The sequence below is a fragment of the Pseudomonas sp. LAIL14HWK12:I1 genome, from assembly GCF_003202095.1.
In the GTDB taxonomy this organism is placed as follows: Bacteria; Pseudomonadota; Gammaproteobacteria; order Pseudomonadales; family Pseudomonadaceae; genus Aquipseudomonas; species Aquipseudomonas monteilii.
This window is the reverse complement of record NZ_QJKG01000006.1, coordinates 155,006-167,878: the sequence shown is the minus strand read 5'-3', so window position 1 is coordinate 167,878 and position 12,873 is coordinate 155,006. Positions and strand designations below refer to the sequence as shown.

General features: G+C 62.1%; 16 protein-coding genes and 1 riboswitch. Of the genes, 13 read left to right on the top strand and 3 right to left on the bottom strand.

The window, feature by feature from the left end; translation table 11 throughout:
* Positions 1-2 precede the first annotated feature (2 nt).
* A riboswitch (TPP riboswitch) is annotated at positions 3-117 on the top strand.
* A 78-nt stretch (positions 118-195) separates the two neighbouring features.
* The 4 genes from D906_RS16865 to D906_RS16850 all read left to right on the top strand — a co-directional run bounded on the left by D906_RS16865 (position 196) and on the right by D906_RS16850 (position 4,000).
* On the top strand, positions 196-843 hold the full coding sequence (locus tag D906_RS16865) for a TenA family protein (protein ID WP_019098391.1): 648 nt from the start codon (positions 196-198) through the stop codon (positions 841-843).
* The gene (gene tenA / locus D906_RS16860) at positions 840-1,502 is read left to right on the top strand and encodes a thiaminase II (RefSeq protein ID WP_019098392.1); all 663 of its coding nucleotides are present in this window, start codon (positions 840-842) and stop codon (positions 1,500-1,502) included. Before D906_RS16865 ends, tenA begins: the two co-directional genes overlap by 4 nt.
* Before the next feature lie 40 nt (positions 1,503-1,542).
* Entirely contained in the window at positions 1,543-2,784 is a 1,242-nt protein-coding gene (gene codA / locus D906_RS16855) for a cytosine deaminase (RefSeq protein WP_019098393.1), read from the top strand.
* Between the two features lie 229 nt (positions 2,785-3,013).
* The gene (locus D906_RS16850) at positions 3,014-4,000 is read left to right on the top strand and encodes a DNA-binding protein (protein ID WP_027615559.1); all 987 of its coding nucleotides are present in this window, start codon (positions 3,014-3,016) and stop codon (positions 3,998-4,000) included.
* Between the two features lie 9 nt (positions 4,001-4,009).
* Here the strand turns inward: D906_RS16850 and D906_RS16845 are convergent, their stop codons facing one another.
* Together D906_RS16845 and D906_RS16840 are read right to left on the bottom strand one after the other, a co-directional pair.
* Positions 4,010-4,519 carry a GNAT family N-acetyltransferase gene (locus D906_RS16845; RefSeq protein ID WP_025754125.1) on the bottom strand — a complete coding sequence of 170 codons (510 nt, stop codon included), beginning with the start codon at positions 4,517-4,519 and terminating at the stop codon, positions 4,010-4,012.
* A gap of 14 nt (positions 4,520-4,533) precedes the next feature.
* Positions 4,534-5,250: an MgtC/SapB family protein gene (locus D906_RS16840; RefSeq protein ID WP_025754124.1), complete on the bottom strand. Its 717-nt coding sequence runs from the start codon at positions 5,248-5,250 to the stop codon at positions 4,534-4,536.
* A 396-nt stretch (positions 5,251-5,646) separates the two neighbouring features.
* Between D906_RS16840 and D906_RS16835 the strand changes: the two genes are divergently transcribed.
* Positions 5,647-6,114 (top strand): sterol desaturase family protein, encoded by a 468-nt coding sequence (locus D906_RS16835; protein WP_019099100.1) that lies wholly within the window; start codon positions 5,647-5,649, stop codon positions 6,112-6,114.
* Between the two features lie 15 nt (positions 6,115-6,129).
* On the opposite strand, the gene D906_RS16830 is transcribed toward D906_RS16835, so the two are convergent.
* A complete protein-coding gene (locus D906_RS16830; RefSeq protein ID WP_019099101.1) occupies positions 6,130-7,023 on the bottom strand; it encodes a bile acid:sodium symporter family protein in 894 nt (297 codons plus the stop codon).
* A 184-nt stretch (positions 7,024-7,207) separates the two neighbouring features.
* Between D906_RS16830 and D906_RS16825 the strand changes: the two genes are divergently transcribed.
* From D906_RS16825 to D906_RS16790, 8 genes are all read left to right on the top strand, one after another.
* Entirely contained in the window at positions 7,208-8,071 is an 864-nt protein-coding gene (locus D906_RS16825) for a Dyp-type peroxidase (protein WP_025754122.1), read from the top strand.
* Positions 8,072-8,159: 88 nt separating this feature from the next.
* Positions 8,160-9,068, top strand: coding sequence for an aldo/keto reductase (locus D906_RS16820; RefSeq protein ID WP_027615560.1), 909 nt, complete (start codon positions 8,160-8,162; stop codon positions 9,066-9,068).
* Positions 9,069-9,072: 4 nt separating this feature from the next.
* Positions 9,073-10,356, top strand: coding sequence for an NTP/NDP exchange transporter (locus D906_RS16815; protein WP_025754121.1), 1,284 nt, complete (start codon positions 9,073-9,075; stop codon positions 10,354-10,356).
* Positions 10,357-10,503: 147 nt separating this feature from the next.
* Complete coding sequence (locus D906_RS16810) at positions 10,504-10,686, top strand: general stress protein (RefSeq protein WP_016715229.1); 183 nt, start codon at positions 10,504-10,506, stop codon at positions 10,684-10,686.
* Between the two features lie 117 nt (positions 10,687-10,803).
* The gene (locus D906_RS16805) at positions 10,804-11,391 is read left to right on the top strand and encodes a nucleosidase (protein ID WP_016715228.1); all 588 of its coding nucleotides are present in this window, start codon (positions 10,804-10,806) and stop codon (positions 11,389-11,391) included.
* Positions 11,392-11,533: 142 nt separating this feature from the next.
* Entirely contained in the window at positions 11,534-12,085 is a 552-nt protein-coding gene (locus D906_RS16800; RefSeq protein ID WP_016715227.1) for an ATP-dependent Clp protease proteolytic subunit, read from the top strand.
* A gap of 166 nt (positions 12,086-12,251) precedes the next feature.
* Entirely contained in the window at positions 12,252-12,461 is a 210-nt protein-coding gene (locus tag D906_RS16795) for a general stress protein (RefSeq protein WP_016715226.1), read from the top strand.
* Between the two features lie 115 nt (positions 12,462-12,576).
* Complete coding sequence (locus D906_RS16790; RefSeq protein ID WP_016715225.1) at positions 12,577-12,846, top strand: DUF6555 family protein; 270 nt, start codon at positions 12,577-12,579, stop codon at positions 12,844-12,846.
* The last annotated feature ends 27 nt before the right edge of the window (positions 12,847-12,873 follow it).

Sequence of the window (12,873 nt, the reverse complement as noted above, 5' to 3'; positions counted from 1 at the left end):
TGAGCGCCACCAAGGGGAGCCCGGCAACGGGCTGAGAAACCGCTGAGCGTTGCAGCGCGGTGACCCTTCGAACCTGATCCGGATCATGCCGGCGAAGGGATGGGATTCGTAACCTGCCTTTTTGCCGGCCTCACTGCGAGGCCCGTCCATGCTCACTGCCAAGGTCTCGCTGTCACCCCCATCAAGGACAGCAACATGACCGAACGTTTCAGCCAGTCCCTGCGCCGCCAAAGCGAGCCGACCTGGTCGGCGGCCGTGGGCCACCGTTTCGTGACCCAATTGTGCGACGGCAGCCTGCCAGACCCGATCATGGTCGACTACCTGGTGCAGGACCACCGTTTCCTCGACAGCTTCCTCACCTTGCTGGGCGCGGCCATCGCCACCGCTGACACGTTCGAGGCGCGCCTGCGCTTCGGCCGCTTCGCCGGGATGATTTCCAGCGACGAGAACACCTACTTCCTGCGCGCTTTCGACGCTCTGGATGTAAGCCCGGCGCAACGCACTGAACCGACCGACACTGTGCCAACCGCAGGTTTCAAGGCGATCATGCGTGAAGCGGCGGCAACCCGTTCTTATGCGGCGGCGCTGGCAGTGCTCAACGTTGCCGAAGGCCTGTACCTTGACTGGGCGCTGAAGGCGCCCAAACCCATGCCGAACAATTTCGTCCATGCCGAGTGGATCACCTTGCACGATAACCCGGCCTTCCAGGCCTTCGTTGCCTTCCTGCAATCCGAACTGGACCGCGTCGGCCCGCAGGAAGCTGCACTGGCCACTGACTTCTACCAGCGCACCGTAGCGCTAGAACTGGCCTTCTTCGATGCCGTTTACCCGGAGGGCAAATGAGCATGGACGTCTTCGAGCGCCTCAAGGCTGCTGCCTCGCTACAGTGGAACAGCTATGTCGACCATGACTTCGTGCGGCAGATGGGCGAGGGCACGTTGAGCGAAGAAGCATTCCGGACTTACCTGGTGCAGGATTACCTGTTCCTTATCCAGTTTGCCCGTGCCTGGGCGCTGGCGGCTTACAAGAGCCGCCGCCCGGCCGACATCCGCGCTGCGCAGGCCGGGCTGGCGGCGATCCTGGATGAAACTGAACTGCACCTGCGCCTGTGCGCGCGCTGGGGGCTGACCCAGGCCGATATCGAAGCTGCGCCCGAGCACCAGGCCACGGTGGCCTATACCCGCTATGTACTGGATTGCGGTGCCGCCGGCGATCTGCTGGAACTGCATGTGGCACTGGCGCCTTGCGTGATCGGCTATGCCGAAATCGGCCGGACCCTGGCGGAACGGATCGGCGATTTGAGCAAACACCCGTACCGCGAGTGGATTGGTGAATATGCCGGGGAAGGCTATCAAGGCGTGGCGGCGGCAGCGCGCAAGCATCTGGATGAGCTGGCGGCGCGGAGCATGACCGAGCAGCGCTTTGCAGAGTTGGTGGGGATTTTCGGGCAAGCTTCCAGCCTGGAGGCAGACTTCTGGCAGATGGGGTTAAACGGAGGCTAATCTGCACCTTTGAGCGAAGCCCTCGACAAGGAGAAACACCATGAACATTGTCAACGCACGGCTGCGCGGCAAACCTGGCCTGTTCCGGATCGAACTCAGCGGCGAGTACATCGGCGCCATTGTGCCTCAGGCCGATGGAGTGGCACCGTGCGCGGGTGATGATCTGGACGCCGGGCAAAACCTGGTGGTGGCGCCTTTTGTCGAGCCGCACATTCACCTGGACGCCACGCTGACCGCGGGCGAGCCGAAGTGGAACATGAGCGGCACCCTGTTCGAAGGCATTGAGCGTTGGGCCGAGCGTAAGGAAATCACCACACACGATGACATCAAGACCCGCGCGAAAAAGACCATCGGCATGCTGGTGGACCACGGTATCCAGCATGTACGCACGCATGTCGATGTGACCGACCCGAAACTCACTGCGCTCAAGGCCATGGTCGAGGTGCGAGACGAAGTGCGCGCACGGGTCGACCTGCAGATCGTCGCCTTCCCGCAGGAGGGTATCGAGTCGTACGCCAACGGGCGGGCGCTGATGACCGAAGCGGTGGCCATCGGTGCCGATGTGGTGGGCGGTATTCCGCATTTCGAGAACACCCGTGAGCAGGGCGTTTCGTCGGTGAAGTTCCTGATGGACCTGGCCGAACGTACCGGCTGCCTGGTGGACGTGCACTGCGACGAGACCGACGACCCGCAATCGCGCTTCCTTGAAGTGCTGGCCGAAGAAGCCAGGGTGCGCGGTATGGGCGCCCGGGTAACCGCCAGCCATACCGTGGCCATGGGTTCGTATGACAATGCCTACTGCTACAAGCTGTTCCGCCTGCTGAAACTGTCGGGCATCAACTTCGTGTCGTGCCCGACCGAGAGCATTCACCTCCAAGGGCGCTTCGACAACTACCCGAAACGCCGCGGCGTCACCCGCGTGGCCGAGATCGACCGCGCCGGCATGAACGTGTGCTTTGGCCAGGACTCCATCGTCGACCCTTGGTACCCGCTGGGTAATGGCAACATCCTGCGCATTCTCGAAGCCGGGCTGCACATCTGCCACATGCTCGGCTACGAAGACCTGCAGCGCTGCCTGGACCTGATCACCGATAACAGCGCCCGCACCCTGAACCTGGGGGAGCGCTACGGCATCGAGGTGGGGCGGCCGGCCAACCTGTTGCTGCTGTCGGCACCGGACGATTACGAAATGGTGCGTAGCCAAGGGCACGCGCTGGTGTCGGTGCGAAACGGCAAGGTGTTGATGCGCCGCACGCCCGCGCAGGTTGAGCGCACGCACTGATACACCCGCCACTTTGAAGCCCGTAACGCCCCGCCGGCCTTGAGCCGGACGGGGCGTTTTGCTGTTTGCCGTACGGCTAAACGCACGCTTGGAGCGGATTTTTGCCGGTAACATGCGATAAGCCGTGATTATTCTTCCTGAGGAAACGTTTGCAGGTGAGCGTTGTTATCGCCATAATCAGTACGTAATTACATGTTACATAACACAGTACAAAATCGTAGGAGCAGGCATGGCCCGGGGCGGTATCAACAAGGTGGTGGTTCAGCAGGCACGTCAGGCGTTGATTGCCCGCGGCGAGAACCCCAGCATCGATGCCATACGTATCGAGCTGGGCAATACCGGATCGAAAACCACGATTCACCGCTACCTCAAGGAATTGAACGGCCAGCAACCCGTGGCCTCCGAAGGGGGCGCGGCGCTGAGCGATGTGCTAAGCCGCTTGGTCGGGCAATTGGCCACTCAGCTACAAGATGAGGCCGACCTGAAGATCGAGCAGGCCGAAAGCACCTTCACTCAACAGCGAGAAGCGCTTGAGGCTCAGCTCGACATCGCCCAGCAGGCCCTGGCGGCGGCGCTTCAGCAACATAAGATCGATGCAGCGGCTTTGGCCGACGAGACGGAAAAACGGCTGACCACACAGAGCACGCTGCAAGCCGAACAGCTGCGCAGCGCCAGCCTCAACCAGTCGCTAGGTGAATTGCAGGTGCGTCTGGCCGACAAGGACGAACAGGTGAAGTCACTGGAGGACAAACACCGACATGCCCGCGATGCCCTGGAGCATTACCGCAATGCCAGCCGTGAACAGCGCGAGCAGGAGCAACGCCGCCACGAAGCACAACTGCAGCAGATGCAGGTGGAAGTACGTCAACTGCAACAAGGCATGATCGTGAAGCAGGACGAGCTGACCCGCTTGCACCGCGATAATGAGCGTTTGTTGGGTGAGCACCGCCAGGCCGCCAGCGCGTGCCGGGCGCAGGACGAGTTGCTGGAGCAACGCGATGCGCAGATCCAGGGCTTGCGGACGATCCTGGCCCAGGCACAAGGTGCCAGCGAAGAAATGCGCCGGCAGCTGGATGTGCAAGCGCAGCATCTGGAAACCAGGCGCGACGTGTGCGCGGAACAGACGCGGCAGTTGCTGCGGTATGAAGAAGAGCTAAAAGAACGCGATGTGGCGTTGGCGCAATGCAGGGCACACCTGCCTGCACATGCCGAGTGACGGGCCCGTCTAATGATCGACGTAACGGCGCATTGCACAACGCTCAGTGAGGCCGTGTGCACGTTCATTGGCCAGGGTTTCCCGTAACCGCGGGCTCAGCAGCCTCTCATCGAGCACCTCGAACCCGAACCGTGCATAGAAGGGCGCATTCCAGGGCACATTGGCAAAGGTGGTCAACGTGAGCTCGCGCAGGCCCGCGTCACGCGCGGCATCAGCCACTTGCTGCAGCAAACGCCGCCCCACGCCTTGCCCTTGAACCTCCTGGCGCACCGATATTTCATAAAGGTGCAGCGCCTGCCCTTCACGGCGGGCACAAGCAAAACCGGCAAGGCACCCATTATCGTCCTCGGCCACCCAGCTACCGCCCGCGTCGACGAAAGCCCTGTGCGCAACGCAATCCATCACATCACCTTGCGCCAGCCAGGCCAGCGTCGGCCAGCCGGCAAACGCCTGGGCCGCCGAACGCTCTAGGTCTGGCAGGTGTTGAATATCGCGCTCGAGGGTAGGGCGGATACGCATGAATCACTCCTGTTTCAGTAATCCGCCGCCAGTACTTGCGGCTGTAATTGCCAGCGCACCGAGCTTACACCTTTCTCCAGGCTCACCCGGCTGACCAGCCGCTCCAGTTGCGCGGGTGCCTGCGCGGTGCCCAACAGCTCGGCGCGTACTTCCAGGCGCGCCGGGCTGTCCAGATCCTGGCTTTGCAGTGACTGCAGCCGCAGCTGCGGATCGCCCAGGCTATGCAGCATCAGGCTGCGCACCTGGATTTCGTCCTCGGCGCGGCAGACGATTCGCACTTCGAAGTGCTGCTCCACCTCGCTGGCCGGCACCACGTCCTGACGGTCCAGGCGCTGGGCGATGTCACGCAGCAGGATATTGGCACATAGCACCACCAGGCTACCCAATGCCGCCTCCAACAGCAGCCCAAGGCTGCACAGCACACCCACTGCCGCCGTACACCACAAGGTGGCTGCAGTGTTCAGGCCTCGTACGTTGAAGCCGTCACGCATGATCACACCACCCCCGAGAAAGCCGATGCCCGACACCACATAGGCGGCGACGCGCGACGCATCGGCAGGTGCCATGCCTGGCACCGCCTGGGTCATCAGCACGAACAGGCAGGCACCGGTGCTGACCAGCGCATTGGTGCGCAGCCCGGTCAGGCGTTGGCGCAATTGCCGTTCGGCACCGATCAACGCCCCCAACAGCAAGGCAATGCTGGCGCGCAGCAGAAATACTTTCCAATCCATAGCAAACCTCTTGCGCAGGCATACGCCCGCATGAACGCCATCAGTTGGCGTGGTTGAAAAACCAGATCAATGCGCAGGATCACGAGGAAGGGAGGAAAAGCGGGGGTTACAAGAAACCACCGTCTTGCCAGGGCGGCCGGACAGTGCAGGACACTGCCGGGCTAGTGCGCCACGCGGGCCTGTCGCAAGCGACTGGGGCTACTGTCCAAGGCAGGTCTCCTGTTTAGGAAGGCAAAATTGCGTCGCGGACCATACGCCCGGTGGCAGAGCAGGTCAAGGGCGAAACATGACAATGGCTTCATCCTTGAATGGCGTGCAGCCGCTCACGCCCACATGGAAAAAAACCTGGGCAGCCGTTAACCTTGCGCCTCTCTTTGCCATCACCCGGACCGTTCCATGCTGTTCAATCTCGCCGTACTGTTCGGCACCCTGGTGGCCATGGAGGGCGTTGGCACGCTGGCTCACAAGTACATCATGCATGGCTGGGGCTGGTGGCTGCACCGTTCGCACCATGAGCCTCACCTGGGCATGCTCGAAACCAATGACCTGTACCTCGTGGCCCTTGGCCTGATCGCCACGGCACTGGTAGCGCTTGGCAAAAGCGGTTATGCGCCCTTGCAGTGGGTGGGCGGTGGGGTGGCTGGGTACGGGGTGCTGTATGTGGTGGCCCATGACGGATTTTTTCACCGGCACTGGCCGCGCAAGCCTCGGCCAGTCAACCGCTACCTCAAACGCTTGCACCGGGCGCATCGGTTGCACCATGCGGTGAAGGGGCGCAAGGGAAGTGTTTCGTTCGGTTTCTTCTATGCGCCCCCATTGAAGGTGTTGAAGCAGCAGCTGCGCAGCAAGCGCAGCCAGCAGTGACAACCTGAACGGGCCTCAATTCGCCGCTTCGCCTTCGGGCTGCGCCGCCACATGCCCACGGCTCACCCACCAGCCAAACCCCGCTGCCGTAAAGAACATGATCAGGCTATACAGTGCCGCCGGTACTGCCATGGTCGCGTTGTTCAGCAGCGAAGGGCTCAGCGCCAAGGCAATGGCCAAGGTCCCGTTATGGATGCCGATTTCCATGCCAATGGCAATTGCCTGGCGCTTGGGAATATTCAGCAGGCGCGGCACCCAGTAACCCACTGCCAGGCTCAACAGGTTGAACAGCAGCGCCGCCAGGCCCACCACCGGCGCATACTCGACCACGGTCTGCCAGTCCTTGGCCAAGGCCAGGACGATGGTGAAGGCGAGGAAAAGCGCGGCCACCAGCTTCATCGGTTTTTCCATGCGCGCGGCGAAAGCCGGGGCGAAATGGCGTATCAGCATGCCCAGTGCCACCGGCAGCAGCACAATGGCAAACACCTGCATCACTTTGGCAAACTGCAGCGCAATGGCTTGATCCGAAGCCATGAACCAGCTCAACGACAGGTTCACGAGCAATGGCATGGTCAGGATTGCGATCAGCGAATTGACCGCCGTGAGTGTGATGTTCAGCGCCACATCGCCATGGGCCAGGTGGCTGAACAGGTTGGCCGTGGTGCCGCCTGGCGAGGCCGCCAACAGCATCAGCCCTACCGCAAGGGCCGACTCCAGGCCAAAACCGTTGGCGATCAGGAAACACACCAACGGCAGCAGCAGGATCTGGCAGGCCAGGCCGACCATCACCGGTTTGGGGTATTTCACAACGCGAGCGAAGTCCGCCAGGGTCAACGACAGCCCAAGGCCGAGCATGATGATGCCCAAGGCTAGCGGCAGAACGGCGGTGAGCAAGGGCGAGGCTGTCATGGGGGGTCTCTTGGGCGAAGGATCTCGAGGAGTGTAGGCAGGCGCGGATTGATAGCTCATTGCAAAGGGCCAGCTATTGGTAACCATTTGTTACCAAGCGCAGCGGCTGGCCAGGCTGCATGCCGCGTTGCAGTAGGCCTGCAGGCGCAGTAGCATTCCCGCTTTTACCAAGGATTAGCCTGTCATGCCGTTCCAGCAAGGTCTGCTTGCCAACCCTGTGCCGGCCCACGCCCGTCACCTGTTCTTCACCCTGCAGTCACCCGAGGCGTTGCCTGCTGTGCTCGATGCCTTGCTGCCGCAGGTCGATGGAGAACAGCTGCTGCTCGGTGTCGGCGCCCCGCTGGCCAAGGCCCTGGGCCGCGAAGTGCCCGGCCTGCGCGCCTTCCCGCTGCTAGATGCCGCCGTAGAAAACCCGAGCACTCAGCACGCCCTGTGGCTGTGGTTGCGCGGGAACGAGCGCGGCGACCTGCTGCTGCGCGCCCACGCCCTGGAACAGGTGCTGGCACCGGCCTTGCGCCTGGCGGACAGCGTTGATGGCTTCCTGCACCGTGGCGGCCATGACCTGACAGGCTACGAAGACGGCACCGAAAACCCGGTGGACGAAGATGCGGTGCAAGCGGCCATTGCCAGCGACGGTTCCAGCTTTGCCGCGTTCCAGCTGTGGAAGCACGACCTGGAATACTTCAAGTCGCTGCCCCAGGCCGATCAGGACAACATTATCGGCCGTCGCCTGAGCGACAACGAAGAGCTCGACGACGCGCCCGAGTCCGCACACGTCAAGCGCACCGCCCAGGAAAGCTTCGAACCCGAGGCGTTCATGGTGCGTCGCTCGGTGGCCTGGGCCGACCAGCGCGGTGCCGGCCTGGCCTTTGTCGCCCTGGGCCACAGCTTCGATGCATTCGAGGTGCAACTGCGGCGTATGAGCGGACTGGAGGACGGCATCATCGATGGCCTGTACCGCTTCAGCCGGCCACTCACCGGTGGCTATTACTGGTGCCCGCCGATGGGTGACGCGGGGGTCGACCTGCGCCAGCTGCTGCAGGCCTGATCACTAAACATCCAGAAACAGAAACACCTGCTGGCGCGGAGCAGAGCGACTAGCCTTGAAAGTTTCCGATTCATGACGGGAGCTTTCCATGTACGCACGTCGTGATGTCCTACGCGCCAGTGCCGCTTTGAGCTTGCTGGCGGCGGCCCCTTGGCTGCATGCCGCCAGCCCGGCCGGCCTGCTGACCCGTAAAGTGCCGTCCACCGGTGAAGCGTTGCCGGTTATCGGTGCCGGTACCTCGGGCAGCTTCGAAGTGGACGCTGGTTCGGCTCAGTACGAGCAGCTGAAAATCGTGCTCAAGGCCTTTTTCGAAGGCGGTGGCCGGGTGATCGATACGTCGCCCAATTATGGTGGCGCCGACAGCATACTCGGCCAGTTGCTCGAGGAGGGTGGCTGGCATCGGCAGTGCTTCATAGCCACCAAGATCGCTGCCAACAGCCGGGCCGAGGCCGAAGCACAGTGGGCCGGCAGCCTGAAGAGCCTGCGTACCGACAAAGTCGACTTGCTGCAAATTCACAATCTGCGTGAGTGGCAGACCCAGCTGCCCTATGCCCGTGAGCTGAAGCATCAGGGCAAGGCCCGTTACGTCGGCATCACCCATTACCTGAACAGTGGCCAGGACGAAGTCGCCCGAATCGTGCGCAGCGAGCCGCTGGACTTCATCCAGATCAACTACTCGGTCAACGCCCCCGACGCCGCCCGCGCACTGCTGCCGCTTTGCCAGGACAAAGGTGTTGCGGTGCTGATCAACCGTGCTTTCGACGATGGCCGCCTGTTTGCGCGGGTCAAGGACCAGGCGTTGCCCGGCTGGGCCGCAGAAGCAGGCATCGGCAGCTGGGCGCAGCTGTTTCTGAAGTTCGCCATCAGCCATCCGGCGGTGACCACGGTCATCCCCGCCACCGGCCGGCCCGAACGCCAGCTCGACCAGCTGAAGGCCGGGCATGAACCCCTGCTTAGTCAGGCGCAGCAACAGGCGCTGATCAAGCAGTTTGCCTGACACCATGCAAGCGTGGCGGCAGCGTCTCGATCAAGGGCTGAACATCAAGCCCGGCGAGGGGCCGGCGGTCATCGCCGGCTTGCTGCTGTTCTTCCTGCTGTTCACCGGTTACTTCATGCTGCGCCCGGTGCGCGAAACCATGGGTATTGCCGGTGGGGTGGACAACCTGCAATGGCTGTTCACCGGCACCTTCATTGCCACCCTGGCGTGCCTGCCGCTGTTCGGCTGGCTGGCGTCCAGGGTGCAACGCAGGCTCATCCTGCCGTGGACCTATGGCTTCTTTGCCAGCAACCTGCTGCTGTTCGCCGCCCTGTTCGCAGTTGCCCCTGACGACGTGTGGGCGGCCCGGGCCTTCTACATCTGGCTGTCGGTATTCAACCTGCTGACCATCTCCCTGGCCTGGAGCGTGCTTGCTGATCTGTTTTCCACCGCCCAGGGCAAGCGTTTGTTCGGCCTGCTGGCAGCTGGGGCTAGCCTGGGCGGGCTAAGTGGCCCCCTGCTAGGCACCTTGCTGGTGGCGCCGCTGGGCCATGCCGGGCTGCTGGTGCTGGCGGCGGTATTGTTGCTGGGCAGCAGTAGCGCGGCCCTGTTCCTGCAACGCTGGCGAGCACGCGAACCTCTACCGGCACAAGCCCAACGCTCGGGATCGCGACCTTTGGGCGGCAACCCGTTTGCCGGTGCCACCGCCGTACTGTGCTCGCCGTATCTGCTGGGGATCGCGCTGTTCGTCGTGTTGCTGGCCAGCGTCAGCACCTTCTTGTATTTCGAGCAGGCACGCATCGTCAGCGAAACCTTTGCCGATCGCACCCGGCAAACCCAGGTGTTCGGCCTGATCGACACCGTCGTGCAGGCATTGGCCATCCTTACCCAGGTATTCCTCACGGGCCGCCTGGCGCGTCGGTTGGGCGTGGGGGTGTTGCTGGTAGCGGTGCCGCTGGTGATGGCTGTGGGCTTTGTGTGGCTGGCGCTGGCCCCGGTGTTCGCCGTGTTCGTGGGGGTCATGGTGGTGCGCCGAGCTGGCGAATACGCACTGGTGCGGCCTGGGCGGGAAATGCTGTTCACGGTACTGCCGGCCGAGGACAAGTACAAGGCCAAGAACTTCATCGACACGGTGGTCTACCGGGGTGGCGATGCCTTGAGCGGCTGGGTCAAGCGGGCACTGGACGTGATGGGCGAGCACCCGCAACTGGCGATGCTCATCGGCGCATTGATTGCCTTGGGCTGGGCAGTGACCGGTGGCTGGCTGGGCCGCCGACAAGCTCGCCTGGATAGCCCGCCGCACGACTGACAGGCGCCCCAAATATGGCGTTGTCGCTTATTTAACGCCACCGGTCCGAACCCTTCGCAATAAACCGAATCCCCCGAGGGAGCCGTACTCACAACCTGTGTACGGCAACGTGCCGTGCACACCCAAGTCATACGAGGTTTCAAGACCATGGCCAACAAAGAAAACAGCCGCACCGGCAATCAACAAGGCAGCCAGGGTGGTAGCAAGAACCCGGGCAACTTCGCCAACGATCGTGAAAAGGCCTCCGAAGCCGGACGCAAGGGCGGCCAGTCTTCGGGCGGCAACATGCCCCACGATAGCGAGTCGGGCCGTAAGGGCGGCCGCTCGTAAGTGACCTGATGGCAGTGCCGGGGCGACCTGGCACTGCAATGAACCGGGGGTTTGCAATTAGCCAGGGTTGGCCGACAATGGCGGCGCCCTTTGCAGCCACCCGGAATCATCTGCTCCATGATGCTGATCAAGCAATTCCCTGACATTTCCCTGGATGACACGCTATTCGTCTTCGCCCTCGAGGCCGAGGCGGGCGATGTATTCACCGAGGTGCGCACCGTGTTCACGGGTATTGGCAAGGTGAATGCTGCCATCGCCCTGACCAAAGCCATTGCGGCGCACCGCCCGAAGCTGATCGTGAACCTGGGCTCGGCGGGCAGCCAGCGCCATGGCAAGGGCGAGGTGGTGTGTTGTAGCCGCTTCGTGCAACGCGACATGGATGTGACGCCATTGGGCTTTGCCCGGTATGAAACGCCGCTGTCGGACATACCGGTGGTACTGGAGCACGGCACCGCTATCCCCGGGCTGGCGCAGGAAACCTGTGGCAGTGGCGACAACTTCGAGATCAACCATGGCGACGCGCCTTATGACGTGGTCGACATGGAAGCCTATGTGCTGGCTTTGATCGCACGCGACGAAAACATACCTTTTGTTTGCCTCAAGTACATTTCCGACGATGCCGGCAGCGATGCAGCGGATGACTGGGCGGTGCAGGTTCACTTGGCGGCCGAAGCGTTCAAACGGGTGTTGTTCAGCCACGTGTAACCTGTGTCGTAATGCCAGGCCAGACGGCCTCTGCATGGCGTTGCGCCAACAGGGTGAGGCCGGGTTGAACTTTGCGGCGGTTGACGTTTCCACCGCATACACGCCAAGTCCAAGGAGTGACCTGCCAACCCTGGAGGCAAACATGGCACGACATATCATCCATTTCACCGGGCCTATCAACTCGTCAACCTGCGGCAACCTGGTCAATACCTGTTCACGGGCGTTGCAGCAGGGGGCCGAGGTACTGCAACTGAACATCGCCACCATGGGGGGCGAGTGCAGCTACGGGTTTACCCTGTACAACTTCCTGCGTGCGTTACCGATTCAGGTGCAGACGCACAACCTGGGCACGGTGGAGTCCATGGGTAATATTCTGTTTCTGGCCGGGGAGCGGCGTACGGCATGCAGTTACAGCAAGTTCCTGTTCCACCCGTTTCATTGGACCTTGCATGGCTCGGTGGACCATTCAAGGATGGCCGAGTACGCCATGAGCCTGGATTACGATTTGCGCTTGTATGCGCAGATCGTCGCCGAACGCACCAAAGGCGCCGCTGAGGTACTGGATGTGCCGCGGTATCTGATGGCCTATCCGCGCATATTGGGGCCACGGGAGGCGCTGGAGAACGGGATGATCCATGCCATTGATGAAATGCCGATCGACGTGGATGCGGTTCAGTGGAGTGTTCACGCTTGACGGTCCAAGGCCGGCAGCTTTGCCGCGCAAACATTTTGCCCGTAACAGTTTCGTGCCGCTCGTCACCTGCGGGCAAAACGATTGAGCAGACCTTGCAATTGGCGGCTCGGAATTAGGGCATGGTACTGGCCATGCAACCCGCCAAATCCTCGCAAGGAGTAACGACATGGCACAGGATCAAGCGCAAACCGGCCAACGTGGTGGCACCAAGGAAACCAACCCAGGCAACTTCGCCAACGACAGAGAGCGCGCCTCCCGCGCCGGGCAAAAGGGAGGGCAGGCTTCTGGCGGCAATTTTGCCAATGACCGCCAGCGGGCATCGGAAGCGGGCCGCAAAGGGGGGCAGAATAGCCACGGGCGCAGCCGCAGCCAGTGACTGAACATCCCCACCTTAGGGTAACGGGTTCTAATTGTTCGACATTTTTTTGAATTATCTGGCCATGCCCGGATCAATCAGGTTGTCATCCATGGAGAAGAGGAGGCCCCTTGCGATGCCTAGCCCACAACTGTACATCATCGATTACCAACTGCATGGCCAGCCGCGCAGTTTCATCATTCGTCTGGAGCGGTTGGACAATGCCGAGGCCTGGCATTGGGCAAGTTGCGATGCGGGCATCGGCATCATTCCCAAGTTCGGGCGCGAAAAAATTCGGAAGATCAGCCGGCCCATGGCCGAGCGCTACGGGATTACCGAAGTGACCTGGCGAATTTCGGGGAGCAAGCCGAACCAGTCGGCGGTGGATCCGGCGGCAATGCGTTGATGCCACACCTGAAGCTGCCGGCCACTT